Below are 25,086 nucleotides of genomic sequence, written 5' to 3'. Positions count from 1 at the left end.
CTAGCCAATTTCCACGAACAGATTCGCCCTGGTGCGCCGCACTTTCTCCAGTTTGACCAGCCAGTCGCCTTCGATGTCCCGATACCCCAAGGCCAGCAGTACGCAACTGCTCAGCCCCTGTTCGGGCAGCTGTAACAGCGCATTCACCGCCTGGCTGTCGAACCCTTCCATGGGCGTGGCGTCAACGCCAAGCTCAGCCGCTGCCAGCAGGCCGAAGCCCAGGGCGAGGTAGCATTGTTTCGAGGCGTGGACGTGCTGCTGCTCCTGGCTCAAACTGCCAAACGAATCGAGCAATGAGCGCCGATAGTCGTCGGTGACGCTGGCAGGCAGATTACGGATGCCATTGCTGTACTCGAAGAACCCATTGATGCGCTCAGGCGTGTAGGCGTCCCACGCCGCGAACACCAGCAGGTGCGAGGCCTGGGTGATCTGCTGTTGATTGGCACAGATCGGCTGCAACTGCGCCTTGAGCACCGGGTCCGCGATGACGATTACCTTGAAAGGCTGCAGGCCAGAACTGCTGGGAGCGAGGCGTATGGCCTCCAGAATCGGGTCTATCTTGTCTTGCTCGACGGTGTTGCCGTTGTAGCTTTTGGTCGCATAGCGCCAAAGCAGCCTGTCATTCAATGCCATGGTCAATTCCTTCGGTTGATGCCGCCAGAACGGTCCTGGCGTACGTGAAACGGTGCATGAAGCCTTGAGTTGGATATCGGCCGCTGCGCTCAAAGATTCGGGCTCTCGCCTTCTTTCAAATGGCGCCACAGGGTTTTGAACGGGTCGATGTAAAACCCTTTCAGGGTGCGATGCGGGTTATTGTCCCCGTATTCCTCGTCGTTGCAGCCCCAACGCCAGGTTTCGCCTTTTTTGGGCAGGTACAGCGTGCCGAACATCCAGTCCCACAAGGTCAGAATGACGGCGTTGTTTTTGTCCCAGTGGTGGGGTTCCATGCTGTGGTGCAGGTTGTGCATGACCGGGGCCAGCACGATCCTGTTCAACCACCCGTAGGAAATCGGGATATGCACGTGAGAGAACACATCGATCACGAAGAATGCGACATAGGCCGTGGTAGTGACGGCAACGATCATGCCCGGGTGCAACTGAGTGCCGGTGGCGTACAGCACCAGGCCTGTGAACGCGCCACCGACCACGGCGGGGATCACGTTCAAGCCGAAGAACTCGATGGGGTGCTGGCGAAACAGCGTCCAGGGCGTCAGGGTTTCAGCCGTATGGTGGGGCTTGTGCAGGTGCCACAACAACGGGTGGGTGTGGCACCAACGGTGGACCCAATACCCGACGAAATCGACACTCAGGAAGTACACCAGAAACTGAACGGCAACGATCAGCCCGGTTGACGTCATCAGGATCTCTCGAGGCCCGAACTCAGCGTTGAAGTAACTACCAACCTGCTCGGCAATAGCGATGCCGTTGATAGCAATTACGCCCACCAGTGGAAAGCCAAGCAGCAGCAGGATGATGCCGTTCCACATGTCCACGCGCGATGAGGCGTGGTCGTACTGCTCGGTTGGAAACGCCGCGTTTTTCAGGGCGCGAAGGTTGAACGGGCCTTTCAACTTCTGTGAACAGATGAACATCACTGCGATGACAGTGACAAAAAGCGGAAGTCCAAAAGACCATAGGGTCATGATCTCAAGTGTCGGCTCGTAAAACGTGATAATCGCTTCCCAGATATTATGTATCGTCATCATAACTACCTCGCCATTCTTTATATTGTTATAGGGTTGGACAGCTTCGTTTCGTCCTTCATTCTCGTCTCTTGCCGTAAATCTTGCCGTAAAGGCCATGTTGGACAGCACACTTCAATGGCCTGTACGGACGATAGGCAACACGACGATACGCTGACAAGTTGAAGAACGGTTTATTAACGTTACAAAAATGCTTTGTAACGTAAAAAAACAACAGAAACAGGCCGTTAAATTCCCGCTCGTGAATTGTTCCGTTACCCGTCGTACGAGGAGCTGACATCAAAAAAACAGGCACCACATGATTCTAAGACGGAGGCGCGGGTGGAAGACCTGAGGGTTATGTAGAGTACCACCGAACTTCAGCCAAGCGCACAATATCCTAATTTTCCAATCCCACTTGAAGACCCCTAAATACTTAGCTCAGCTGCAACACCCAAGCATTCCAGAAAACTCCAAGCTCTTTAAGACGTTCCGCAATCGCTCCCGCTTAGGAATTTTCTAGAACAACGCAAGCACCTCCCCACAAAGTTTTCAGCAGACTAAGCAAATTTATTTTCCGACTCCCTTCGGGCATCTACATAAAGAGCAAAAATGGGATTATCACCCCTATAGAATCAGACTATCACAAACCCAAGCATAGAGGTCTAAACTCAATTTCTCTACAAAAGCTTATATACATGAGCTTTTTAACGCGAATTGAAGGCACCCCATGGACACTGAACAGGAGTGACGATCCGTGAAGATATTGCCTCTCACGCCCCCTATAGAAATAGATGTCTTTATTTTCAATCCAGCGCAGCTTGGAATCGAAGACATAAACGTCAACTGGATCACTTCCATGCAAAGTTTCCACCTGCCTGGGAATTGGTTACAGCTTATCATTCATCTCGAACAACCACACAGGATAAACCTAGAGAAAAAATTTGATTCTTCACCCCCTTTTCCAACCCCTCCAGCCAGGGAATCAATTCGGTCTAAGCCTCCAAAACACCTCCAAGGCAAAACAGACCTCAACAAAAGCTTGCAATTATCCACTCTAACCAAATTCAAAAACACCAATCCACTAGGCTCCGTCAGCCTTGGCGTGTATCTAGAAACGAAAGCTGAACTTGAGGCGAGCGATCGCGAAATACTAAGACTGCGACAAATTCTTGCAGCAAGAACAACTAAATCCTTGGAAAATTATCGCCAGCGTAGCGGTTCACTTGCACTTGACCACTACCTGACACCACCTTCAGAGGCGTCCGACACTATATTCTACATTATTATTGGATCTATACTTGAAGTAGTATTGAGTAAGCCATCCAGTAAAAAAGTCAATTCTATTTATCCCACTCAAGCAGCTATTGTCGAAGCTATCACCATGAGATTCCCTGGCGTTCACGGGTTGAGCAAACGCACCCTTGATCGGAAATTTGCAGAGGCTCGACGGCGTTTCGCCCAAGCCAGGTTGGCATGAGCTGCGATTGCCAGGCAATTGGCGCAATTGCCTGGCAATGACTTTCACCGATTCCAGTTGTTCACTGAGTGTCACATCCCACCGTGCGCCATCCGGTGCTAAGGAGTGACATCATGCAACCGACAGCCCCTACCTACGCTTCAGCCGACCGCTACATCATGCGCCGCGATGAAGTGGAGCAAAAAACCGGCTTCAAGCGCTCACACATCTATAACCTGATGAAGGCCGGCCTGTTTCCGCAGTGTCGGCGTATAGGCACGCGCGCTGTTGGGTGGGATTCGCTCGAGATCGAGCAGTGGGTACAAGACCGTCTCTCCACCGGGGAGTGAGATCATGAAAGTCTTCTCATTGATCTCAACCAAAGGCGGTGCTGGCAAGACCACGGTCGCCGCCAATCTCAGCGGCCTGCTAGCCGATGCGGGGCTCCGGGTGTTGATGTTGGACCTGGATAGTCAACCGACGCTGTCCAGCTATTTCGCCCTGAGTGCACCGTGTGACATCGGGTGCTACGAACTGATCACCGAAGGCCTCACGGACGCAGAGCAGGTCATCACCGCTACGGTCATCCCGCGCCTGTCGCTGATCGTTTCCAACGACCGGGCGGGCCACTTGAGCACCCTGTTGCTGCACGCCGCCGACGGCCGGCTGCGTCTGCGCAATCTGCTGCCGGCGTTCGCCGATCAGTTCGATGTGATGATCGTGGACACCCAAGGTGCGCGCAGTGTGGTGGTAGAGATGGCCGTGCTTGCCTCCGATTGCGCTCTGTGTCCCCTCCCCCCGGAGATGCTCGCCGCACGCGAACTTCGTCGCGGCACGCTGGGGCTGGTCGAAGAGTTGGAGCCGTACCGGTATTTGGGCGTGGCACTACCCTCGGTGAAACTGCTGCTCAACCAAGTCAATGCCAACCGCCGCGACACCCGCTTGATCATGCAGAGCCTGCAGGCCACCTTTGAAGATGATCCGCATGTCAGCGTGTGCGACACGGTCATCCCGGACCGGGTGGCGTACCTCAACGCCGCGTCGCTGGGCCTACCGGTGCACCGTGTCGAAGCCAGGCCTCCACCGGGTAGCCGAAGCCGCTGCGCGGCGGCCGTCATGACCAGCTTGGCGATCGAGCTGTTTCCGGAGTGGACGGACATGCTCTGCCGGGCGACCGTAAAAGGTCGCCGGAGAGCTGATGCCAGCGGCTTTCGACTGGCTGGACGTAGCTGATCGGGGGATGCGAGATGAAACCGCCAACCTCCGAAGACGTCACGCGGCAACTGCAGCAGGCGCACTTCCCGCAGAAGAGCCGAGAACTGTCGGCCAACCCGGTCGGTGAAACGGCGATGGTCGTGACGCTGGAGCAATTGCGCCCTTACGAGTTGAATCCTCGTGTCGTGCGCAATCCGCTGTACGATGAGCTCAAAGCCTCCATCCGTGAACGGGGCCTGGACCATCCGCCCTCCATCACCCGCCGGCCCAACGAGCAGCACTTCATCATTCGTAATGGCGGCAACACGCGCCTGAGCATCCTCGGCGAGTTATGGCAGGAAACCCGTGAGGAACGATTCTTTCGTCTCAACTGCCTGTTCCGACCCTGGCAATCCGAGTCGCATGCCTTGCTCGGACACTTGGCGGAAAGCGATCTGCATGGCCAACTGACGTTTGTCGAGCGGGCGCTGGCGGTCGCGAAGCTGTTGGACATGCTCCAAGAGCCTGGCGAGTCCCTCAGCCAGCGTGAGCTCGCCACCCGCTTGAGCAAGGGTGGCTACCCCATTTCTCAGTCGCATATCAGCCGCATGTTCGATGCGCTTGAGTTTCTCCTGCCCTCCATCCCTCAAGTGCTGTATGCAGGCCTCGGCAAACCCAACATCGAACGCGTGATTACCCTGCGCCGCCGAGCCGAGTCGACCTGGAATCAGTATCTCGGTCAGCCCCAGCAGTTCGCGCTGCTCTGGATGGAGGTGCTGTCTGCCTTCGATGACGAAAAACCCGAGCTGGATGCCAGCGAGCTGCAGGATGAACTCATCGCCAAAATGGCCGTGTGCCTGAACCAATCGCCGCGAGTTCTGGCGCTGGATATCCACCAGGACCGTCGCGCGCTGCCGAACCCGGCTCCGCCAATGCCGAGCCTATCGCAACAAGACGCGAACCCCAGCCCAGCACCGTCAGCGGATCAGGTTTTCGAGTCAGCGAAGATTTCTAAGTTGCCGCACGTTGATCCAAGCGTGGCCAGTGTAAAAGACACTCCCAACCCGGAAACTCGGTTGCCGCATATCCTGGAAGTGCTTGGAAGCGAATCGCCCGAGGCTGGGCAGTCTGAAGTCGGTGATTCACCCCGCGCTGCCCCGAGTGCGGCGAACAATCGTTCTGGCGCAGAGCATGACATCAGCAGCCTGCGCGAACGCTGCGCCGAGCTCGCCCACGACCTGGCGATTTACGCCGATGCCGACGACTTGGTACTGCGGCAACCAGAGGGGCTCGGATTCATCCTCGCTCTGGACCAGGACGCCACTCTCACCCCTCGACGCACGGGCATCCAACTGCTGCTCTCGGCGCTGCTGCGCCTGCAGGATGACGTGGCCTGGGCGCAACGCCAACAACTCCCTGCCGCCCTGTTTGGGCAATTGCTGATTGGCGCGTACGACCTTCCGTTTGCAGAGCGCCCAGCCCTGACCATTGGCCTCGAGCGCTTGCCTGACGAACAGCTTGAGCAGCTGTTTGCCCTGATCCGCCATGCTCGGCAGCTGATCGATACAACGCTGTCGACCCTTCGTTAACGTGAGGAGCCACCTCATGACCACGACTTTCAACCTGCTGAACCATGCCATGTTGAACCAGGTGCTGCATGAGCTGCGCCACGGACGTTTACAACGCTGCAAAGCGCTCGGCCTGGCGGATGAGGACATTGAGGTGCTGCAGTCGCTGCCGCCGACCACGCTGTCGCAGCTGGCGCATTCGACAATCAGTTGGGTCGAGATCAAGGTCGACACCACCGTGTTGCGACGGCTCATCGCCCAAGCCGAACGGGATGAGCTGAACGAGCGACTGATCAACCGGGCACTGAAGCTCGGCGCCAGCTCCAGCATCATGTACCGCTGCTTCGGCCTGGACCATTCGGAAACCGCCCTGCGCCGCCGGGTACTGAAAATCGAAACTCACCGAGGTCGACCGGTACAACTCACCGAGGCGCAGGAGCATGCGGTGTGGAACCGTTGGAGCCAGTTGCGTAAGGAAGACCCGGAGAATGATCCCCTCGACGCGATGATGATGCTCGCCGAAGAGCAGCACATCAGCCTGACGCTGATCTGGCAACAGATCGAATTGTACGGAGGTGCCCCATGCTGAGCTTTTACGAGGTCGACTGGCAGGACGTCGTGCGTCAGTGCTACGACGCACTTCGGCGGCGCTTAGAATGGCAGGCCGCCCAGGCAAAACTGGCACAGGCCGCTGCTGCAGAGGCACCGGTACGCACGATCTACTATGGCGACAACGATCCACTGCCGCTAAAGCTGTTGCTCGACCGCCGCCTCACGCCGCTGGAGCGCAACACCTGGCAGATCCTGCGCTGGCTGATTACCGAGCGTAAGGTGCGGACAGCGCGGTATCAGGACCTTCAGCCCTACCTGGCCACCAGCCCCTGTGGCACCCAGGCCTCCCGTGAAACGATCGCCCGGGCGCTCAATGTCTTGCGCACCACCCGCTGGCTCAGCCTGGTCGAGCGTTCGCGGGATGCCAATGGCTGTCTGCGCGGCTGCGTCTATGTGCTGCACGGAGATCCGTTGACGGCGGCCGAGCAGCTCGAGCTCGACAGTGGCTACCGATCACTGCTGCTGCAAAATCTGACTCATGCCACGAAGGGCGTCAGGGATGTCGCCGAGCATGTGATCACGGACATCCAGACCGACCCCAAGGTCCCCGCTGCCGACAAAGCCATCCTTGCGCCCCCCCAGGCCGTGGCGGAGCAACACTCGCTGCCGCTGACCAACGACCGGGCGACGGATTCCGAATGCGGTGAATGCCACCCGGTTCGGAATCCCCCGGCGCCGGCAACAGATTCCGAATCCAGTAGAAAAACCCCTGTTTCCGCTGCCTTTCGGAATGCCGACGATGGCCGTACAGTACAGAAAGACAAAAGCATAAAAAGTACAGTACTGGCGCACGTGGAGTCTGGACGAGCGCGCTGGCCAGAGGATTTAAAACTGAGCCCTGCCGAGCGGCGCATGGCCTCCCAGGCGATGCGCCGTCTGGAGCCGGAACAGCAACAAGCGGTAATCAATGAGGCGGCGGTGCGCTGCGCCCGCGGCGAGATCCGAAAGCCGGTCGCCTATCTCATGGAGTTGATCAAGCGGGCGTGCCGCGGCGAATTCAACCTGTGGGCCGCACGCAGCGATACGACTGCCCCAGAGCACACACCTCGGCGCCCGCCAGCCGCTGTGTCGGAACCTGAACCACCTCGTGAACGCCGGCAGCCCGGCGAGCAGCGCACCGCCTCGCCGCTTGCCCTCGCCTGCCTGGAAGAACTCAAACTGCGTTGCCGCGTCCCTGCTGCATCGACCTAGCGCCGGAACACAATGGATTTGATGCTGAGTGTGATCAAATCCACGGACGTCCACTGTTTGAAAATGCGAGGCCAGCACGTTCGCGTTGATCCACGCCGAGTGCGATGACACAGCTCATCGTCTGCCTCAGTTCAACGGCGAGGATCCGGCGATGGTCGATCACTACCAGCTCAACCTGGGCTCATTGCGCAGCAGCATCACGCTCACCCTGCACACCCACCATGCCGCGCGACTATGGCAAGGACGCGCCGCCCGCGAAGGCGTCCATGGCATCCTCGGCATGGCCGGCTACATCAGCGTGACCAACCTGCTCAAGCAGGCCAGCAGCCAGGACGATCCCTTCGCCGACTGGTTCATGCTGCAACTCGAAGACAAGCTGCTGCAGGCGAAGGCTGATCTGCAGATGTTGACCGAACAGGTCAGTCTGGTGGAACGCGGCCTTCCCACGCAGGTCGATGTCGGCGACAACCTCAATATTCATCCGGTGACCCTGCCGCTGTTCATCGGCAGCCAGCTAGGCTTTCTCGCCGTGTACCTGCTGACCGACTACGACACGTTGGTGCGGCAGGTATTGCTGGCGCACCACACCGCGCTGATTGGCCGGGGCGACATGGAGATCTGGATCGACCGCGGCGCGCACCTGCTGCGCAGCGTGTTCGGCCTGGCCCAGCGCTATCGCCTGGCCGGCGTCAGCCGGGACGACGTGGCGGCCAACAACGCCCGCGCGCGGGAGGCAGTGGACAAGTTCGGCTTACCCCCGCAAGACGTCCTCGAGGGCACGCGTCGCTCCCGCTTTGCTCCGCCCATTCTGCGCCAGCCGATGGACCCCAGTCTTGCCACTGCGCCGGCTGAGATCGCTGACGAGCCCCTGATCCCGCCGCCCGCGTCGGAAGGCGGTGACGCATGACCCTGGCCGAGGCCATCGCACGTCGCCTTTCAACGGATGCTTATCGTCAGCTCGAACAGGGTGCCTCCCTAAAAGGCCTTTTAAAGCCTTTTAAGGGTAAGGGGGAGCTACAGCAGTTCGCCGAATCGATCCTGCGCCTGCGTACCCAGGTCGCCGGGTTGATGGCGGGCATGCTGACGATCGTGGCACAACCGCCCTTCTCGCTGCTGGACCTGCGATTGGTGGTGCAGCACAGCGCAGCCGGGACGGACTTTTTACGCTGGCGCAGCCGGGACTTCAGCCGCATGGGCGCGGAAGTGTGGAAACAGGCGATGGAGCAGCCGCACCTGGCACCTGCCGTGCGCGAGGCACTGCACCAGTTGGAGGTCAACCGCGTGGTGCTGAACCTGCAAATGAGCAGCCTGCACTCACTGCACCGCCAGGCCTCGGCGTCCGCCCACCAGCTACTCGACGCCGAGGCTACCCTCGGCGGTTCCGTTTCCCCCCACCCGGAGTGAATCCCATGAGCACGTTATTTGTTGGCGAAGGCAACATCGGCAGCGCCCCCGAGTTTCAGGAGTTCAACACCAACCCCGAAGAACCGCGCCGCCTGCTGCGGCTCAATGTGTATTTCGACAACCCGGTACCGCGTGACGGCAACTACGAGGACCGCGGCGGTTACTGGGCCCCGGTCGAACTCTGGCACCGCGATGCCGAGCACTGGAGCACGCTGTTCCAAAAGGGCATGCGCATCCTGGTCGAGGGCCGTACGGTCAAGGAGGAATGGGAGGACAGCGAGGACAACGCGCGGGTGACGTTCAAGGTCGAGGCCCGGCGCATTGGCATCCTACCCCACCGCCTGGCCTCGGTGAACATGCGCGAAAAGAACCAGGACGGCGGCAAAGGCGTCGGCGCCAGCACTAGCCGTAAAGCCGCGAGCAAGAAGAGCCCGCGTAAGTAGGGTGATTTGTGGTACTCGGTGGACTGGCCAAGCCGGCGCGAAGCTGGTTCAGAACGGCCACCCATCGAGTGCGGTACACTCTGCATGTGGTCGCTCAATGGCGAGATGATGACGCGAGTCTGCTATGGGCCAGCAGCAACGAGGCCTGCTCCAGGTATTCATCCAAAGTGCGAAACGCGCGCCAGTGTTCGGGGCTTTCGCGCAGCCACATCTCAAGCCGGGTGCGAGCGTCAGGGTTGTCCGGCTCCAGGTGCGTGGCCAGCAACAACTCGTACGCCTTCAACTGCAGAGCCTCGGCCCCACCGTCCTTGCTTTCGTTCATGTCCCACTCTCCACGAGAGTTGGCAACTGCACTTTATTTGGTTGATACGCCTCATAAGGTTGATAGTTAACCTTATGAGGCGTTCATATGCGCAGGTTGATGGTCAACCATATGGGTCGAATTGGAGAACGCCCCATTGCCCGCGAAAAAGCCTAGCCTACGCCATCATATTGGCCGCCAATTGGCCAAGGTCCGCAGTGCCTGCAATCTGACACAGGAAGAAGTGGGCGTGCGGCTGAATGTAATCGGCGAGGCCATTTCCGCATGGAGCGGGTCCAGGTCGACCTGTCAGTGAGCAAGCTGCTACGGTTGGCGGACATCTACCAATGCACGGCAGACCAACTGTTGCTGACCGCGAGCAGCCGGCCTCTCGATCAAGGGCTGGTGATCGCTGAGCTGCTGCAAGACTTGAATGAAGCCAATCGACTGTATGCCGTGGAGAATTTGCGCCAACTCGCCACCCACCTCGCCCGCCGTTGATCCGCGCACTCCCCTCCTTTTCCCCCTCGGGCCGATCGCTGAAGTGACTTGCGCCCATTCGGCTTTCCGCTGGCCTCGCCTTCCCCCCCCGGCACGCTGTGGTGAACCGATTGGGAGTGCCTGCTCATGCGTCTGTTCATCTGTGAAAAGCCTTCGCAAGCGCGCGATATCGCCCGCGTCCTCCAAGCCACGCGGCGCAGCGACGGCTGTCTGGCGGGGTCGGGAGTGACGGTGACCTGGTGCGTGGGCCATCTGCTGGAGACCGCACCGCCGGAAAGCTATGGTGAGCGCTACAAGCGCTGGACCCTGGAGGATCTGCCCATCATCCCCAGACAGTGGCAAGTCGTCGTCAAACCGAAGGCGGCCAATCAACTGAAGGTCATCCTGGGCCTGCTGCAGTCATGCACCGAGGTGGTAATCGCCACCGACGCCGATCGCGAGGGTGAGATGATCGCTCACGAAATCATTGAGCGTTGCCAGTACCGCGGTCCGATCCAGCGGCTGTGGTTGTCTGCCCTGGATGAGGCATCGATCCGCCGGGCCTTGGCCGCGCTCCGCCCAGGTGAACAGACCCTGCCGCTGTATCATTGCGCCCTGGCGCGATCGCGGGCCGACTGGCTGATCGGCATCAACCTCAGCCGCCTGTTTACCCTCCTGGGCCGGCGTGCGGGTTTTGACGGGATACTGCCGGTGGGTCGGGTGCAGACACCCACGTTGCGCTTGGTGGTCGAGCGCGATCGCGCCATCACCAGCTTTGTCGCCAAACCGTTTTGGACCGTTGAAGCCACGTTGGAGGCCGACGGCACGCGCTTTCGCGCACGATGGCAGCCCCCGGCGAATGCCTGCGATGACAGCGGTCGTTGCCTCACCGAGACCGCTGCCCAGGTGGCTGCTGCACGACTGGAGCACCGAGCCTCGGCGCAGGTCAGCAGCGTCGAGGTCGAGGCCGTCCGCGAAGGTCCACCCCTGCCCTTTGACTTGGGCACCCTGCAGGAAGTCTGTTCCGCCAAGCTGGGCCTGGGCGTTCAAGAAACGCTGGCCGCAGCACAGGCGTTGTACGAGAACCATAAGGCCACGACCTACCCACGGACCGACTGCGGCTTTCTCCCGGAGAGCATGCTAGATGACGTGCCCAAGGTACTGCGAGCCCTCGCCGCCGCATCGCCGGCCTTGGCGCAGTGGTTGAAATCGGCTGACCCAGCGCGACGGTCGCGCGCCTGGAACACGCCCAAAATCACCGCCCACCACGGCATCATCCCCACCGCAGTGGTCATCGACCTGACGCAGTTGTCCGAGCAGGAGCGCGCCGTGTATTCGCTGATCCGCGCCCGCTACCTGGCCCAATTCCTCCCTGATCATAAATACCTGAAGAGCCAGGTGCTGCTGCAGGCGGGTCAGGACCGCCTGCTCGCCCGCGGCAAGCAGATCCAGGTACGCGGCTGGAAAGCCGTGATCGACGAGCTCGGTGACAGCGATCGGCCAGAACCCAGCCAACCGCTGCCCACGTTGCGCGAAGGCGCTGACATCACGCTGCTGGAGGCTACTGTCTCCGCTCAGCGCACCCAACCGCCGAAAGCCTTTACCGAAGGCACCCTGGTCAAAGCGATGAAGAACATTGCCAACCAGGTGGACGACCCGCGTCTCAAGCAGAAACTCAAGGACAGTATCGGCATTGGTACCGAAGCCACCCGCGCGGCGATCATCCAAGGCTTGATTGATCACGGGTACTTGCAGAAAAAAAGGCGTAGCCTCGCGGCATCGGCCGCCGCGCACACGCTGATAGAGGCCGTACCCCGGGAGGTCGCCGACCCTGTGCTGACCGCTCTCTGGGAGCAGGCGCTGGACCGTATCGAGTCAGGCCAGCTCAGCGTCGATACCTTCCTCGCCAAGCAGGCGGCATGGCTGACTCAGCTGGTGCACAACCACCGCTCGCTCACGCTGCCACTGCCCGTCCCGAAGGGCCCAAGCTGTCCGGTTTGCCGCAGTGCCATGCGCCAGCGCAAGGGCCGGACCGGAGACTTCTGGTCGTGCACGCGTTACCCAGACTGCAAGGGCACGAAGCCCGTGAAGACGAGCAAGCGCCCGGTCAGATCCAAGTAGCGGTGGCGCCAACGCTTGACGTCGACCGGCGGCGCTGCTGTAGTGGGACTGCCCATCGCCCCTGGCGATCCCAGACCGATTCGCTCCGGGCAGTTCGGTCAGACTCATTGAGTTCGGAGCCCTCTTCTCCAGCGCGCCCTGCGCCCACTTTCCGTAATCAGCGTCTGACTGAAGCGGATGACCCGCGCGGCTTGCCCCCAGGCCGCAGGGGTCATCCGCTTCGGCGGCCATGCTCAGCCCCGGTGCCCGCCGGCGAAAGACTGGGCACCTTTTGTGCGCGGATGCGTGCCAGTTGGTTCCGACCCAGGCCACGACAAGGGTCGGTTGATTGCGCGGAACGACAGCTAGAGGTTTGCGATGACTTGGCTGTCCGGATACGAGTCAAAGGTGGTCCCTCTCCTCCTAGCCTGATGACCGTCGGGCTTTTTTTTTCGCCGGTAACAATCCACCGAGCGCCACCCACTGCCGGGCTTCCGCAGCGCCATGCATCACCTGTTGACGACACGTTTGACCCGTCCTATAGATGGGTTGCGTACCGCTGTCGTTGACAGCACCCAGGTAGCCAGAACCTTGAAGGCTACGCCCGCTTCGGGTGGTTCTCCCCAAGTGCGACTCGCGCTCGGCAGCTCGCACGGTCATCGACCCATCGATGATGAGCGCCCTCCATACCGATCACGTTTTTGCACCTCTCCCTTGCGGAACTCACCAGCCGCCAGGGCCGGTGGATGTCCGCGTTTCTGCTGAACAGGTACTCCACCATGACTACTGCAAGCAATAACGCCCCCACCACCTACTTCAACCTGCACACCCAAGGCATCGGTTACCTGAACCGTGTTCGCGAAGTCCCGGTCCGCCGTGGACAAGCGTTCATGGCCTGTGACATCGCTGCCTTGCACGGTGCCTCGGACGACGTCGAGTACACCCGCTTCGACTGCAAGGTCGCCAGCGGTGAAGCCGACCGGCTGATCCGTGAGCATCTGGAGGACGTCCGCGCGGAACGCAAGGTACTCATCGCGTTTCGCATCGGCGATCTTTGGGTCGATCCGTTCCTGTACGAGAAAGGCGAACGCAAGGGGCAACCCGGCGCCAGCCTCAAAGGCCGACTGATCTTCATCGAGTGGATCAAGGTCGATGGCCAGTTCACCTACCGTGCGCCCGCCCGCACCGACGCTGCCGCCGTTGCTGAGGGAGCTGAGCACGCGGAGACGGATGGAGATAAGGCAGACACTGACGGTGACTCCGATCAAGGTCAGCCAACTCCGACCGCCGCGCGCAAACCCACCGCAGCCCGTCAGTCTGCCTGAGGCAGTTTGACCACCAGCAACAGGCGCTCCCAAGAGCGCCTGTTGCATTCACGTCGGAGGTCGCCATGGAGAGCTTCTGGCTCTGTGAGGACTGCCTGCAGGCGGTTGCCTACGACGACTTCAGCGCGCTGTCGCTCTACTACAGCGAGGCTGAAGTTGAACAACGCATTACCCATATGCGTACCGAACTGCAGGCCTTGCTGCCCCTAAGCGCCGATTTCGATCCGCACACCGGCGCAGGCATTCAGGCCTTTTCCACCCACCCGTGCGAGGGCTGCCACAGCCCGCTGCACGGTGCGCGTCATCGTTTTACACGTCTGTGACTCACCTCTCTCACCAGCCTGGGGCACTCCCCCAGGGGCGCTCCGTCTCCCACGAGGAATTGCCCATGAACATTGCCCACAATCGGGTCGAGCGTCTCGACCCTGCATTGGCTCAGCGTGCCCGCGAAGATGCGCTGCTGACTCAAGCGCTGGAGTTGCTGGATCAACGTTATTTCCAGCGCGGCGAGCAACTGATCTCACCGTGCGATGCAGCTTCCTATCTGAAACTGCAGCTCGCACCCTATCACCACGAGGTGTTTGCGCTGCTCTGCCTGGACTCGCACCACCGCGTGCTGAGCTTCGACATCCTCTTCACCGGCAGCATCGACGGTGCTTCCGTGTACCCGCGACAGGTCGTCGTCAAGGCACTCGAGCAGAACGCCGCTGCGGTGATTTTCAGCCACAACCACCCCTCCGGCTGTTCGGAACCGAGCGGCGCCGATCGGGCGCTCACCAATCGCCTGGTTGAAGCCTTGGCCTTGGTTGAAGTGCGTGTGCTGGACCACATTATCGTGGGCGAAGGCACGCCGCTGTCGTTGGCCGATTACGGCTGGGTCTGACCACTCCCACTACTTGGAGGGTCACCGCCTGTAAGGGGTGACCTTCACATTATTGGAGCGCCATCATGTCCACTCCTCTTCGCAATCCCTTCCTCCGCGGTTTCCAGGACCTGAGTTACGAACGCGTGGTGCAGATCAGCTACGCCGACGATTGCCCGCCCTGCTACCGATCCCTTCACCCTGCGCTGCATGACCTGCCGGATGACCGCATCAACTTCCAGCCGTGCCTGTTCGATGATGACTTCGCGGTGATCACCGACGGCGAAAGCGTACCCGAGTTTGTCCGCATGCAGTGCCCTGCCGACGGCATCGTCAGCCAGGTGCTCTATCAGGTCACAGGTGTGCACCATGGCCGCCGGCAACACGTCAGCGATCTCCCCAGCGAAGAAGCTGCACAGCACTTGATTGAGCAGCTGTCATTCTCCACCGGGCACTACAGCCGCAGCTGGGAAATCAGCAGTGCGCACCTACCAGCAGATGAGTTCGAGTTCCTGCAGGTGTGCGCCTGGTGTCGCTCATCGTCGGGTTACTTCGAGTGCTTCGAGCTGAGCAGCAACAACGCGGTGGGCTGCAAGCTGTACTCGACGCCCTGGCTCAAAAACATCGCCGCAGACGGCAGCTACTGCAGCGCCGAGGAAGTGACTGCGCGCCTGCGCGCAGATCACGTGCCACCGGTGCTGCGGCGCCTGCTGTTGCTGGCCGGTGAGGCCGACACCCGCCTGCTGATCTTCGACACCGATGCAACGCCACTTTCCGAGTTACCCATGTTCACCGACGATTGACCTCAAGGCGCTTCTGGGCGCCTTTTTCATGGTTGCGCCAGCATATTCCGGTCGGCGAGATTCGTTTTTTCAGTGGGCGCGCGCTCTGGCTTTTCGCCAAGGTGTCGGCATCTTTTGTCGAGACCTGGTCATGCGTACCCCCACATTATTCTCGCTCGGACTGATGCTCACGCTGCTCGGCTGCAGCACGCCGCCACCAGTGCCCACCCCTGCACCACCCGCACCGGCCTCAGTGGCCAAGCCAAAGTCCCCGGTACCCGCCTGGGTCCGCCAGGATCGCTACACCCTCGCCAGCACCCGGCCAACGCTGGAGCAGCGCCAACCGCTGTATCAGCTGATCAACGTCCAGATCACCCCCGCACTGCACGCGACGGTCGGTGAGACGCTGCGCCACATGCTGCAGCACTCGGGCTACTCCCTCTGTCCCAACAACCCTGCCGTGGCGCGGTTGTTCCACCGCCCCTTGCCTGCCGTGCATCACGATCTCGGGCCGATCTCGCTGCTGGATGCCTTGACCATCATCGGCGGCCCCGCCTGGCGACTCGACATAGATCCGGTCGAGCGGAGAGTGTGCTACGCCCTGCGCCTGCCTCCGCCCGAACCACCCTTCTCGACGCTGGAGACCACACCATGAAGGTTCACCATTTTCAGGCCTTGGTGATCGGCGCTCTGTGTCTGAGTGCTGCCGTCCTAGCCGCCGAAACCTACAACCAGCACCAGCAACTGGCTGAGCTGCAGGCCGCCGTACGCAGTGCTCCGGCTGACCCCAGCCCTTCACTGCGCCGCGACATCGGCGAATTGCACACCACGCTGTCCACGCTGTCGTCACAAGTCGCGGCCCTGAAAGACGCCCAGCACCAGCACACCGGTGCGCAAGCAACGCTCGGTCAGCAACTCGACGAGCTGGCGACCTCCGTCAGGGTCCTGCAAGCGCTACCGCCAGGACCGAGCAGCGCCGATCTGTCCGGCTTGGCGCAACGCATGAGGGCGGCAGAAGCGGCGCTCGAGAAGCTCTCGACCGCTCCTAAGGTGCCAGAAGCTACCGCCGCATCCCAATCTGCCGCCATCCGTGAAAAATCAAAAGCCAAGGCGCCGCAGCCACCCTTCACCCTGCAGGGTATCGAGACGCGCGGCACCATCAGGTTCGTGACCGCGTCGCCTGCCGGCACCCATGCACTGTCCACCGTGCACCTGCTCCAGCCCGGTGACAGCTTGAACGGCTGGCAACTGCTGGCGATTCGCGAGGGCCAGGCCGTGTTCCACGTCCCGGGCCATGGCGATCGCACCCTGCCCATCCCGTGAGGAGGTGAACGTGCATAGGTTCTCCGCGGTTGCGCTCATCCTGTTGCCGGCCTACGTGTTCGCCGACCAGGGCTCGACTGTCGCCAAGCATGTCGACGCTCAGGTGCAGTTTAGCGAGCAGTCGCCGCTGGCACGGCAGGCGTCTGCAGCAGACCAGGCCAAGGTATGGGGTCTGACAGATGACGAATGGGCCACCTTTGAGCGCCTGCAGACCGGCCCCCGCCATTACTGGTCGCCGCAACTTGACCCGCTCACCACCCTGGGTGTCGAGGCCAACTCGGATCAGGAGCGGCAGCGCTACGCCGAGCTGCAGGTCCGCCTGGAAGCCAAGCGTGCCGAGCGCGAACTGGCCTACCAGAAAGCCTACACCGCTGCCTGGGCGCGGCTGTTCCCGGGCCTGCAGCCCGTGCAAGGCATGACCGACGATGCAGCTCCCTCAAGCAGCAGCCGCACGGCGCTTTTTGTGGAAGACCACTGCGCCGCCTGCGTGACCAGCCTCCAGCGATGGCTACAGGCCGGTGCGCGGCTGGATGTGTACCTGGTCGGCAGCCAAGGCAACGACACGCGATTGCGCCAATGGGCGCAGGGCGCAGGCGTCACTGCCGCCCAGATCAGCGGCGGCCAGGTCACCTTGAACCATGACCGCGGCCGCTGGTTTGCCTTGGGCGCCAGCCGGCCCCTGCCAGCCCGCTATCAGCAGGTGGACGGAAAATGGCAGCGTGTCGACTAATTCTCGCCCTGGCGATGGTCGGCGCCACCGCCGCTCACGCAGGTGTTTTGCCGCCGCCGGCGTATCAATTAGCGGCCGCGCGCGCCGGTATTCCCGCCTCGGTGCTGTTCGCCATCGCACTGCAGGAAAGCGGCACGCCGCTGCGCGGGCAGCTCATGCCTTGGCCCTGGACCCTGAATGTTGCAGGTTCACCACTACGGTTTGGCCGGCGCGACGAGGCGTGTGCCGCACTGAAAGAGGCGCTCAACCACCACGATTCCAAGCGTATCGATGTCGGGCTGGGACAAACCAATCTGGGTTATCACCCAGACCGCTACCCCAGCGCCTGCGATGCCCTCGATCCCCGCACCAACCTCGCGGTCACCGCCGAGCTGTTGCGCGCGCACTATGCCGACACCGGTGACTGGGTTGTCGCCGCCGGCCGCTATCACCGGCCTGCCGGTGGTCCTCCTGCGGCGCACTATCGCCGTCAGTTCACCCGTCACTGGCAACGCGTCCAGCCTGTCGCGTCGGCACCGGCACGGACACAGCCATGAGCGGTTTGCGCTTGGTGGCCCTGGCCCTTTGCCCTTGGCTGTCGTTTGCCACGTGCGCTGAACCCAGCAGCTCACCCGACCCCATCACGCTGAACTGGGTGCTGCCGGTGCGCAGCGCACGCCTCTCGCCAGGTGCCGTGCCACCCAGAGCGTTGAGCCTGCCCGGCATGACGCCGCTGTTCCTGGTTGGCCAGGACACCACTTCGCTGGAGTGGCTGTCGCGGCACGCCCAGGCGCTGCAAGCGCTAGGTGCCAGTGGGTTGGCGGTCGAGGTCGACGACGTGCGGGCGCTGCGTCGCATCCAGACGGCAGCGCATGGGCTGAACATCTGGCCAGTCAGTGGTGACGACATCGCCGAGCGGTTGGATCTGGAGCACTACCCGGTGCTGATCACGCCCACCGGCCTGGAACAGTAAGGGAACTTCATGAGTGAGCACGCGATGGAATCCCTGCTGCGACCTGCGGTGGAACTGTACACCGTGGGTATCTGCGCCGGCGCCGGTGCGCTGTGCCTGCATTCGCCCTGGGCCGTGGCCCTATCGCCTGAGGTAGGGACAGGCATGGCGCTGGCCTACACCGCGTTCGGCCTGAAGCGGCTCAATGAGGCGCGGATCGTCCTGCGCTACCGGCGCAACATCCGCCGCCTGCCGCGCTACTCGCTGACCAGCCGGCAGATTCCGGTGAGCAGCAAGCGCCTGTTCATGGGCCGCGGCTTCCGCTGGACTCGCCTGCACACACAGCGCCTCCTAGAAGCTCAGGACCCGGCGCTGGCCCACTACGTCAACCAGTCAGCTGCCCACCAGTGGGCGCGACGGATGGAACATCTGCTGGAGAAGGCCCCGCCAGGGCTGTCGCTGCTCCCTCGCCTGACTGCCTGGGACAGCCCGTTCAACCCTGTACGTCCTCTGCCACCGGTGGGTGGCTCGCCATTGCTGCACGGCGTCGAACCGAAGGAACAGGAAGCCAGCCTACCGCTCGGCGAGCGGGTCGGCCATACCCTGGTGCTGGGCACCACGCGGGTGGGCAAGACGCGCCTGGCCGAGGTGTATATCACCCAGGACATCCATCGACCGAGCCGGGAAGTGGTCATCGTCTTCGACCCCAAGGGCGATGCCGACCTGCTCAAGCGCATGTACGTCGAGGCCCGTCGCGCCGGCCGTGAGCACGAGTTCTATGTGTTCCACCTAGGCTGGCCGGAGATCTCCGCACGCTACAACGCCATCGGCCGCTTCGGGCGAATTTCGGAGGTGGCCACCCGGATCGCCGGCCAGTTGAGTGGCGAGGGTAACTCGGCGGCCTTCCGCGAGTTCGTCTGGCGCTTCGTCAACATCATCGCCCGGGCGCTAATCGAGCTCGGCCGGCGCCCGGACTACCTGCAGATCCAGCGGCACGTGGTGAATATCGATGCTCTGTTCATCGAGTACGCCCAACACTTCTTCGCCCGCCATGATCCTCAGGCCTGGGAAGTGATCGTGCAGATCGAAGGCCGCTTGAACGAGAAGAACATTCCGCGGCACATGGTTGGCCGGGAAAAGCGCGTGGTCGCCATCGAGCAGCACCTGAGCGCCAAGCGCATCTTCGACCCCGTCATGGACGGCCTGCGCTCGGCCGCGCGCTACGACCGCACCTACTTCGACAAGATCGTGGCGTCGCTGCTGCCACTGCTGGAAAAGCTGACCAGCGGTAAGACAGCGCAACTGCTGGCCCCGAACTATTCCGACCTGGACGACCCGCGACCGATCTTCGACTGGCTGCAGGTCATCCGCAAACGCGGCATCGTCTACGTCGGCCTGGACGCGTTGTCGGATGCCGAAGTAGCCGCCGCGGTTGGTAACTCGATGTTCGCCGACCTGGTCTCCGTCGCTGGCCACATCTACAAGCACGGTATCGATCATGGCCTGCCTGGCTCCTCCAGCGCGGCGGACAAGGTACCCATCAACCTGCACGCCGACGAGTTTAACGAGTTGATGGGCGACGAGTTCATCCCGCTGATCAACAAGGGCGGCGGTGCCGGTATCCAGGTTACCGCCTACACCCAGACCTTGAGCGACATTGAGGCACGCATCGGCAACCGGGCCAAGGCCGGCCAGGTCATCGGCAACTTCAACACTCTGCAGATGCTGCGCGTACGGGAAACAGCGACGGCTGAACTGCTGACCAATCAATTGCCCAAGGTCAACGTGCAGACACGCACCTTGGTCTCCGGGGCGACGGATACCGCCGATCCCGATGCCCGTACTGACTTCACCTCGTCGTCGCAGGATCGGGTCACCACGACTGCCGTGCCGCTGATCGAGCCCGCGCACATCATCGCACTGCCCAAAGGCCAGATGTTCTCCTTTCAAGAAGGCGGGCAACTGTGGAAGGTGCGAATGCCGCTGCCCAAACCGGCCCGCGACGATGCAATGCCGGCGGATCTGCTGACCTTGGTCGCACGTATGCGCGAATCGTACAACGCCAGCGCGGGCAGTTGGTGGAGCAGCGGAGGCGGTGAGCCGACGATCAACTTCGATCCCGGGATACCACCACCTGGGGGCAAACGTGCCTCATGAGCCTTGCGCCAACAGTCGATTATGTGGAGTTCCTATGCCCACCACCGCAGCCAGTCCTCGTCCAGTGCCGCGACGCCCAGGACTCATCATCAGCTTCGTCGAGCTGTGCCTATGTATGCTCGGCCTGTTGTTTGCTTCGCTGTTATTTTCCATCGGATCAGAGCTTGTGGGTATGCTGTGGCTCTGGCCAGAACAAGGTTGGCATCACAGCCATGCAATGTGGGTGCGTGAACTGGGCTGGCTGAGCGACCATTTCAAGCGATCGCTGCTCGTACAAGACCCAGCGCAAGCGATCGCGATCATTCTTGAGCATCTGAATGACTGGGTTTGGGCTCGGTCTGGATGGGCTCGAACCGACGCCCAACTGAAGCTACTCAGCCGCGAGACGTCGCTACAGGGAGAGCTTGCTCAGGCATACGTTGCGGTACAGGACTATCTGCTGGCAGCCTTATTCACCGTCCTCACATTTATAGTTCGCGTGGCCGTCCTGACGCTGGCCATGCCCCTGTTCCTACTGGCTGCAATCACCGGCGCGGTCGACGGATTGATGCGCCGCGATCTGCGTAAGTTTGGGGCAGGCCGTGAGAGCAGCTTCGTCTACCACCGAGCGAAACGAACACTACTCCCCCTGATCGTCACCCCTTGGGTGATCTACCTTTCCCTCCCATGGTCGCTCAATCCCAACTGGGTATTGCTGCCATGTGCTGCGCTTTTTGGATGTATGGTGGGGATCACAGCGGCGACATTCAAAAAATACCTTTGAGTGGCTGCTATTGCCCCTCTTCCCCCTTGAGAACAACAAGTGGCCAAGCCCAGCCATTCGAAAGTCTCGACAAGCTCACGGCAGATTCAATGCAAGCGAGTTCCCCCGCCTGCTGGACTTACCACTTGGAACGACAGAGATGGGCTGCATCACCAACTATAACCTTGAGATTTCAAGCTTTTAGTTGCTTAGGCAAATGGCCTTGTGCAATCCTTGCTAGGCGCCGCTCATCGGCGCCGGGTGTGAGAACCCGATCAAGAGTCTGCGGGTCGCGTTATGGCGGTCCGCAGGGCAGGCGTTCGCGCCTGGCCGGTGGACTCTTGCCGGTTTCTCACCCCTGCGGGTCGCCACCATTCGCTTTCGACGGTGGCTCAAGCAACCATGGAGGTGCCGGTATGGATCATGCCGAAAATGCGACCAAGCCCAGCATTCATGCGGAGCGTGCATACGCGCTCATTCTTTCGGGCGTTATAGAGTGCAGCACTGCATTAGAGCAGCGATTGCTGCTGGATTCGCTTGTCTGTCAGTGTGCTGCCTTTACGCGCATACTCAGCGGTGAGCAGGAGTTTTTCGACCTGTTAGAGCGGCTTAAATACATTGATTGTAGTCATGCCGATTGGCTGCTACCTCGACAAAATCACTGAAGTCTATTCCGGTTTCCCTACCGAGTAACGAATACCCCGTGCAGTGAGGTGGGTGACGTCACATAAGGTTTCATTGCTAACCGCCAAATCAGACCGTAAGCCAATCTACATTCTGGAGTAATGTCATGTTCAATCGGGCGCTGAAACGTGAATTGGCAGCCAGGACATCAGAGGTTGCTGCTTACAAAGGGTTGATTGCTGCTTTAGACCGTTCAATGGCGATAGTCGAGTTCAGTCTGGATGGCAAGGTTCTGCGAGCCAACGACAATTTTCTCAATGCCATGGGTTACCGAGCAGATCAAGTGTCAAGCATGTCGCACCGTGATTTCTGCTCCCCCGCCTTGGTGCGCAGTGCTGAGTACAACGATTTTTGGAGTCAACTGCGAGCGGGAACATTTGTGTCAGGAACGTTTCAACGCTTCAGCGGGAAAGGGCGGAGTATCTGGTTGGAAGCTAGCTATAACCCCGTGAAGGATGAGCGCGGGGAGGTCTTCAACGTGGTCAAGTACGCGCTGGACGTTACCCAACAAGTGACTAAGGATGCGGAATCACGGGCGAAGCTGGCAGCGCTGGATCGCGCCATGTCAGTGATTGAGTTTGATTTGAACGGGAATGTTCTGACTGCAAACGACAATTTCCTTAATACAATGGGTTACACCGCCAAGGAACTGAAGGGCACACACCACCGATTATTTTGTGAGCCCCGTTTAGTTAACAGCAACGAGTATGGCGAATTCTGGCGTCGTTTGAATACAGGTGAATTTTTCAGCGGCCAGTTCAAACGCATCGGTAAACACGGTAGGGTTGTCTGGCTGGAAGCGACTTACAACCCTGTCTACGACGCCGATGGAAAATTGGGAAAAATCGTAAAGTTTGCCAGTGATATCACCGAACGGGTTGAGCGATTTGAAGAGGATGCACGCCGCGCATCGCGGGCGTACCATATCTCCAGCGAAACCGAAAAGGTCGCCGGACAAGGTGCTGAAGTTATTCAACAGACGGCAAGAGAGATGCGCCTGATTGCAGAGAACATTGGTACTTCGGCACGGCTGGTAGGACAATTGGGTGATCGCTCTGAACAAATAACTGCCATCGTCAACACCATTCGAGGCATCGCCGATCAAACCAATTTACTTGCCCTCAACGCAGCCATTGAGGCTGCCAGAGCAGGCGAACAAGGAAGAGGATTTGCCGTGGTCGCCGATGAGGTACGACAACTGGCATGACGAACAAGTCGATCAACAGCCGAAATTGCCGATCTAATCAGCAAGATACTTTCTGAAACCAGAGACGCTGTAACCAGTATGAGTGCAACCCAAGATGGAGCGCAGCGAGGTGTCACGCTAGCAGATCAGGCCGGCCTCGTTATTCTTCAAATCCGCACTGGAACGAGTGATGCCGTTGAGGCTGTGAGCATGTTTGCTTCAAAGCTGGATGAGTCTGATTTCGTTTCTCAATAGTGCGATAGGTTGGGTCGGATAAGGCGCACGAGACGGGATGTACTTGGACATAAAGGTCATAAGTGCAGGACTAATGTAGGGATTACCTAAACAAGCTACAACGGAATGTCATGCTCCTTTCGCACGACGTCGGAGCCCAGACTTTTGGATAAGTACACCAGGTGCTCATGGTGTCCTCGCCCTCAAGCCTGGGCTCAAAAATTTTTCGCTGGCGCTTGAACACAACATTAAAGCTTTTTGTGTTGGCACGTCGTTGTATTGCTTCCGGTTTCTAGTTAATGCTGGCACAGATCATAAGTTCTCCCCTTGGATAACTGAAGACAGACAGAATCTCAGCCTTCTAGCGGCTGGGTGATTTTCTCGGGGTTTCGTAAAAAGCTTAGATATATCGGGTCTTGTCGAGCGATGCGACGGTGATACACCTACCGCCCACGGGAGCCCTAGCGTCGCGCTATATGAACGCGATGAGCGTTATCTTCCCGCCCTTATTGCAATATCATTGCTCGCCTTGTAATCATGTCTAACTGGGGAGAACCTCACCCCTTCAAAAGCATCTTCACTCATAATAGATTACGGGGATTTTTGATTAACCATTCACTGATGTGGTTACGGCTTACTCAGCATTAGCGAATCTACACAGGTCCATCCTTACAGAACGCCAAGTGATCGAGAAAGTGCTGCCAACCCAAGTCAAAAATACACCCGCACCGTCATCAGCAGCGTTTAAAACCAAGAGATCGAAGGTAGTCTACTGCGTCACGCTCTACCGTTATTGAGCGCGCCCACAGACCACGTTAACGCCAATGGGCCAAGCTGACCTCTTTTTTGCGGTTGATCATAACACTTACCTCGCCTGTGAGGTCACACCCAACAAGCCGAATAGCAGCTTATAGAGAACTCCAATATCCGCCATTGATTAAGGTAAATAGCCACCATTGACTCTAATCTGTAATGTGGCAACGTAAGAATTGATAAATAGCGAAGGAAGCATGCATGGATAGCCAATATGAGATCCATTTCATCCGCTCAGGGCACAAAGAGGTAATTCGTGTGTCTCGTTACCACATGTCTGAAACACAGGCATGGAAAATCGCTCTCATGCACTCGGGTGCATGTTATGGCGAGCTCACACAGCTTATAGCGAATCAGAGTATCATGGTACTAGCCAAACGCTTATCAGTCTCTAAGGTCCGGTGGAATAAAGCCAGCCATACTATATCATTTTCGGAACGCTCCTCTCTGCTGTCGTTAAGGCTCTGCGACAAAGCCTAGAGCTGGTGAATCCAATGTTTCCGGCCATAGCCAGCCTCTTGGCTGTTCAATCGGTCCGAATGCGACAGCGCTGCGGAACTCACGGCGCAATGCCGCGACGTGCCACGTTGTCAAATGCTGAAGCGCTGCTGGACTAACTCCGTGATCAGTGTCGCTTCAGGCTTTTTTGCAAAAACCTTCTACGGCAGCAGCAAAAATGAGGATCAAGGTATCGAACACTTTCACCTGGAACATGAACGCCAACAAAATACCCATGTCGTCCTGGAACGTGATGAGTGGCAAAGCCCAGTTCGACACCACAACCGCCAGTGTAATGCCCGCCTCATCAAGTTCTCATCCTCTACGGGGTAAACGTTTTCTCCTCCGCGCTGCGGTTCCACGAGGCGCAGCCTTGCACGTAAGT

27 protein-coding genes and 2 pseudogenes are annotated in these 25,086 nt (G+C 59.7%); 26 read left to right on the top strand and 3 right to left on the bottom strand.

Going from position 1 to position 25,086, the window contains the following annotated elements:
* Together ACPFMA_RS12735 and ACPFMA_RS12730 are read right to left on the bottom strand one after the other, a co-directional pair.
* Positions 1–726, bottom strand: coding sequence for an NAD(P)H-dependent oxidoreductase (locus ACPFMA_RS12735; RefSeq protein ID WP_425930389.1), 726 nt, complete (start codon positions 724–726; stop codon positions 1–3).
* On the bottom strand, positions 723–1,703 hold the full coding sequence (locus ACPFMA_RS12730; RefSeq protein ID WP_425930388.1) for a sterol desaturase family protein: 981 nt from the start codon (positions 1,701–1,703) through the stop codon (positions 723–725). Before ACPFMA_RS12730 ends, ACPFMA_RS12735 begins: the two co-directional genes overlap by 4 nt.
* A 736-nt stretch (positions 1,704–2,439) precedes the next feature.
* Between ACPFMA_RS12730 and ACPFMA_RS12725 the strand changes: the two genes are divergently transcribed.
* From ACPFMA_RS12725 to ACPFMA_RS12685, 9 genes are all read left to right on the top strand, one after another.
* On the top strand, positions 2,440–3,162 hold the full coding sequence (locus ACPFMA_RS12725) for a hypothetical protein (RefSeq protein ID WP_425930387.1): 723 nt from the start codon (positions 2,440–2,442) through the stop codon (positions 3,160–3,162).
* A gap of 113 nt (positions 3,163–3,275) precedes the next feature.
* Positions 3,276–3,491 (top strand): AlpA family transcriptional regulator, encoded by a 216-nt coding sequence (locus ACPFMA_RS12720; protein ID WP_425930386.1) that lies wholly within the window; start codon positions 3,276–3,278, stop codon positions 3,489–3,491.
* Between the two features lie 4 nt (positions 3,492–3,495).
* Positions 3,496–4,374: a ParA family protein gene (locus tag ACPFMA_RS12715; RefSeq protein WP_425930385.1), complete on the top strand. Its 879-nt coding sequence runs from the start codon at positions 3,496–3,498 to the stop codon at positions 4,372–4,374.
* 14 nt (positions 4,375–4,388) lie between these two features.
* Positions 4,389–5,924 (top strand): ParB family protein, encoded by a 1,536-nt coding sequence (locus ACPFMA_RS12710; protein WP_425930384.1) that lies wholly within the window; start codon positions 4,389–4,391, stop codon positions 5,922–5,924.
* A 16-nt stretch (positions 5,925–5,940) separates the two neighbouring features.
* A complete protein-coding gene (locus ACPFMA_RS12705; RefSeq protein WP_425930383.1) occupies positions 5,941–6,492 on the top strand; it encodes a DUF2857 domain-containing protein in 552 nt (183 codons plus the stop codon).
* The gene (locus ACPFMA_RS12700; protein WP_425930382.1) at positions 6,486–7,706 is read left to right on the top strand and encodes an STY4528 family pathogenicity island replication protein; all 1,221 of its coding nucleotides are present in this window, start codon (positions 6,486–6,488) and stop codon (positions 7,704–7,706) included. Before ACPFMA_RS12705 ends, ACPFMA_RS12700 begins: the two co-directional genes overlap by 7 nt.
* Positions 7,707–7,857: 151 nt before the next feature.
* The gene (locus tag ACPFMA_RS12695; RefSeq protein WP_425930381.1) at positions 7,858–8,613 is read left to right on the top strand and encodes a PFL_4669 family integrating conjugative element protein; all 756 of its coding nucleotides are present in this window, start codon (positions 7,858–7,860) and stop codon (positions 8,611–8,613) included.
* On the top strand, positions 8,610–9,110 hold the full coding sequence (locus ACPFMA_RS12690; protein WP_425930380.1) for a DUF3158 family protein: 501 nt from the start codon (positions 8,610–8,612) through the stop codon (positions 9,108–9,110). The genes ACPFMA_RS12695 and ACPFMA_RS12690 overlap by 4 nt, the downstream gene beginning before the upstream one ends.
* 5 nt (positions 9,111–9,115) lie before the next feature.
* Complete coding sequence (locus ACPFMA_RS12685) at positions 9,116–9,553, top strand: single-stranded DNA-binding protein (RefSeq protein WP_425930379.1); 438 nt, start codon at positions 9,116–9,118, stop codon at positions 9,551–9,553.
* A gap of 94 nt (positions 9,554–9,647) precedes the next feature.
* Here the strand turns inward: ACPFMA_RS12685 and ACPFMA_RS12680 are convergent, their stop codons facing one another.
* Entirely contained in the window at positions 9,648–9,875 is a 228-nt protein-coding gene (locus ACPFMA_RS12680) for a hypothetical protein (protein ID WP_425930378.1), read from the bottom strand.
* 291 nt (positions 9,876–10,166) lie between these two features.
* Here ACPFMA_RS12680 and ACPFMA_RS12675 point away from each other — a divergent pair, with 291 nt between their 5' ends.
* From ACPFMA_RS12675 to ACPFMA_RS12595, 17 genes and pseudogenes are all read left to right on the top strand, one after another.
* Positions 10,167–10,355: a hypothetical protein gene (locus ACPFMA_RS12675; RefSeq protein ID WP_425930377.1), complete on the top strand. Its 189-nt coding sequence runs from the start codon at positions 10,167–10,169 to the stop codon at positions 10,353–10,355.
* Between the two features lie 126 nt (positions 10,356–10,481).
* Positions 10,482–12,455 carry a DNA topoisomerase III gene (locus ACPFMA_RS12670; protein ID WP_425930376.1) on the top strand — a complete coding sequence of 658 codons (1,974 nt, stop codon included), beginning with the start codon at positions 10,482–10,484 and terminating at the stop codon, positions 12,453–12,455.
* Between the two features lie 758 nt (positions 12,456–13,213).
* A complete protein-coding gene (locus ACPFMA_RS12665; protein ID WP_425930375.1) occupies positions 13,214–13,759 on the top strand; it encodes an STY4534 family ICE replication protein in 546 nt (181 codons plus the stop codon).
* Between the two features lie 65 nt (positions 13,760–13,824).
* Positions 13,825–14,082 (top strand): hypothetical protein, encoded by a 258-nt coding sequence (locus ACPFMA_RS12660; RefSeq protein ID WP_425930374.1) that lies wholly within the window; start codon positions 13,825–13,827, stop codon positions 14,080–14,082.
* Positions 14,083–14,147: 65 nt separating this feature from the next.
* The gene (locus ACPFMA_RS12655) at positions 14,148–14,642 is read left to right on the top strand and encodes a JAB domain-containing protein (RefSeq protein WP_425930373.1); all 495 of its coding nucleotides are present in this window, start codon (positions 14,148–14,150) and stop codon (positions 14,640–14,642) included.
* 65 nt (positions 14,643–14,707) lie between these two features.
* The gene (locus ACPFMA_RS12650) at positions 14,708–15,424 is read left to right on the top strand and encodes a hypothetical protein (protein WP_425930372.1); all 717 of its coding nucleotides are present in this window, start codon (positions 14,708–14,710) and stop codon (positions 15,422–15,424) included.
* 130 nt (positions 15,425–15,554) lie between these two features.
* Positions 15,555–16,058, top strand: a complete 504-nt coding sequence (locus ACPFMA_RS12645) for a PilL N-terminal domain-containing protein (RefSeq protein WP_425930371.1) — start codon at positions 15,555–15,557, stop codon at positions 16,056–16,058.
* Positions 16,055–16,726 carry a hypothetical protein gene (locus ACPFMA_RS12640; protein WP_425930370.1) on the top strand — a complete coding sequence of 224 codons (672 nt, stop codon included), beginning with the start codon at positions 16,055–16,057 and terminating at the stop codon, positions 16,724–16,726. Before ACPFMA_RS12645 ends, ACPFMA_RS12640 begins: the two co-directional genes overlap by 4 nt.
* A gap of 55 nt (positions 16,727–16,781) precedes the next feature.
* Positions 16,782–17,456: a TIGR03759 family integrating conjugative element protein gene (locus ACPFMA_RS12635; protein ID WP_425930594.1), complete on the top strand. Its 675-nt coding sequence runs from the start codon at positions 16,782–16,784 to the stop codon at positions 17,454–17,456.
* Positions 17,438–17,992: a transglycosylase gene (locus tag ACPFMA_RS12630; RefSeq protein WP_425930369.1), complete on the top strand. Its 555-nt coding sequence runs from the start codon at positions 17,438–17,440 to the stop codon at positions 17,990–17,992. The genes ACPFMA_RS12635 and ACPFMA_RS12630 overlap by 19 nt, the downstream gene beginning before the upstream one ends.
* On the top strand, positions 17,989–18,408 hold the full coding sequence (locus ACPFMA_RS12625) for an integrating conjugative element protein (protein WP_425930368.1): 420 nt from the start codon (positions 17,989–17,991) through the stop codon (positions 18,406–18,408). Before ACPFMA_RS12630 ends, ACPFMA_RS12625 begins: the two co-directional genes overlap by 4 nt.
* Before the next feature lie 9 nt (positions 18,409–18,417).
* Positions 18,418–20,544: a type IV conjugative transfer system coupling protein TraD gene (traD, locus tag ACPFMA_RS12620; RefSeq protein ID WP_425930367.1), complete on the top strand. Its 2,127-nt coding sequence runs from the start codon at positions 18,418–18,420 to the stop codon at positions 20,542–20,544.
* A gap of 34 nt (positions 20,545–20,578) precedes the next feature.
* Positions 20,579–21,307, top strand: a complete 729-nt coding sequence (locus tag ACPFMA_RS12615) for a TIGR03747 family integrating conjugative element membrane protein (RefSeq protein ID WP_425930366.1) — start codon at positions 20,579–20,581, stop codon at positions 21,305–21,307.
* A gap of 395 nt (positions 21,308–21,702) precedes the next feature.
* Positions 21,703–21,951 carry a hypothetical protein gene (locus tag ACPFMA_RS12610; RefSeq protein ID WP_060498924.1) on the top strand — a complete coding sequence of 83 codons (249 nt, stop codon included), beginning with the start codon at positions 21,703–21,705 and terminating at the stop codon, positions 21,949–21,951.
* Positions 21,952–22,076: 125 nt separating this feature from the next.
* Positions 22,077–22,796, top strand: a pseudogene (locus ACPFMA_RS12605) (PAS domain-containing protein); the annotation flags it as partial.
* A 9-nt stretch (positions 22,797–22,805) separates the two neighbouring features.
* Positions 22,806–23,174, top strand: a pseudogene (locus tag ACPFMA_RS12600) (methyl-accepting chemotaxis protein); the annotation flags it as partial.
* Positions 23,175–24,824: 1,650 nt separating this feature from the next.
* The gene (locus tag ACPFMA_RS12595) at positions 24,825–25,034 is read left to right on the top strand and encodes a hypothetical protein (protein ID WP_425930365.1); all 210 of its coding nucleotides are present in this window, start codon (positions 24,825–24,827) and stop codon (positions 25,032–25,034) included.
* Positions 25,035–25,086 lie beyond the last annotated feature (52 nt).

The organism is Pseudomonas sp. NyZ201 (genome assembly GCF_049860765.1).
Lineage (GTDB): Bacteria > Pseudomonadota > Gammaproteobacteria > Pseudomonadales > Pseudomonadaceae > Aquipseudomonas > Aquipseudomonas bharatica.
Note: the sequence above shows the minus strand (reverse complement) of the source record. Positions and strands in the feature narration are given on the sequence as shown.

Coding starts and splice junctions, on each gene's coding strand:
- ACPFMA_RS12730 (WP_425930388.1), bottom strand. CDS start 1,703: ATGACGATACATAATATCTGGGAAGCGATTATCACGTTTTACGAGCCG.
- ACPFMA_RS12720 (WP_425930386.1), top strand. CDS start 3,276: ATGCAACCGACAGCCCCTACCTACGCTTCAGCCGACCGCTACATCATG.
- ACPFMA_RS12715 (WP_425930385.1), top strand. CDS start 3,496: ATGAAAGTCTTCTCATTGATCTCAACCAAAGGCGGTGCTGGCAAGACC.
- ACPFMA_RS12710 (WP_425930384.1), top strand. CDS start 4,389: ATGAAACCGCCAACCTCCGAAGACGTCACGCGGCAACTGCAGCAGGCG.
- ACPFMA_RS12705 (WP_425930383.1), top strand. CDS start 5,941: ATGACCACGACTTTCAACCTGCTGAACCATGCCATGTTGAACCAGGTG.
- ACPFMA_RS12700 (WP_425930382.1), top strand. CDS start 6,486: ATGCTGAGCTTTTACGAGGTCGACTGGCAGGACGTCGTGCGTCAGTGC.
- ACPFMA_RS12695 (WP_425930381.1), top strand. CDS start 7,858: ATGGTCGATCACTACCAGCTCAACCTGGGCTCATTGCGCAGCAGCATC.
- ACPFMA_RS12690 (WP_425930380.1), top strand. CDS start 8,610: ATGACCCTGGCCGAGGCCATCGCACGTCGCCTTTCAACGGATGCTTAT.
- ACPFMA_RS12685 (WP_425930379.1), top strand. CDS start 9,116: ATGAGCACGTTATTTGTTGGCGAAGGCAACATCGGCAGCGCCCCCGAG.
- ACPFMA_RS12680 (WP_425930378.1), bottom strand. CDS start 9,875: ATGAACGAAAGCAAGGACGGTGGGGCCGAGGCTCTGCAGTTGAAGGCG.
- ACPFMA_RS12670 (WP_425930376.1), top strand. CDS start 10,482: ATGCGTCTGTTCATCTGTGAAAAGCCTTCGCAAGCGCGCGATATCGCC.
- ACPFMA_RS12665 (WP_425930375.1), top strand. CDS start 13,214: ATGACTACTGCAAGCAATAACGCCCCCACCACCTACTTCAACCTGCAC.
- ACPFMA_RS12660 (WP_425930374.1), top strand. CDS start 13,825: ATGGAGAGCTTCTGGCTCTGTGAGGACTGCCTGCAGGCGGTTGCCTAC.
- ACPFMA_RS12655 (WP_425930373.1), top strand. CDS start 14,148: ATGAACATTGCCCACAATCGGGTCGAGCGTCTCGACCCTGCATTGGCT.
- ACPFMA_RS12650 (WP_425930372.1), top strand. CDS start 14,708: ATGTCCACTCCTCTTCGCAATCCCTTCCTCCGCGGTTTCCAGGACCTG.
- ACPFMA_RS12645 (WP_425930371.1), top strand. CDS start 15,555: ATGCGTACCCCCACATTATTCTCGCTCGGACTGATGCTCACGCTGCTC.
- ACPFMA_RS12640 (WP_425930370.1), top strand. CDS start 16,055: ATGAAGGTTCACCATTTTCAGGCCTTGGTGATCGGCGCTCTGTGTCTG.
- ACPFMA_RS12630 (WP_425930369.1), top strand. CDS start 17,438: ATGGCAGCGTGTCGACTAATTCTCGCCCTGGCGATGGTCGGCGCCACC.
- ACPFMA_RS12625 (WP_425930368.1), top strand. CDS start 17,989: ATGAGCGGTTTGCGCTTGGTGGCCCTGGCCCTTTGCCCTTGGCTGTCG.
- traD (WP_425930367.1), top strand. CDS start 18,418: ATGAGTGAGCACGCGATGGAATCCCTGCTGCGACCTGCGGTGGAACTG.
- ACPFMA_RS12615 (WP_425930366.1), top strand. CDS start 20,579: ATGCCCACCACCGCAGCCAGTCCTCGTCCAGTGCCGCGACGCCCAGGA.
- ACPFMA_RS12610 (WP_060498924.1), top strand. CDS start 21,703: ATGGATCATGCCGAAAATGCGACCAAGCCCAGCATTCATGCGGAGCGT.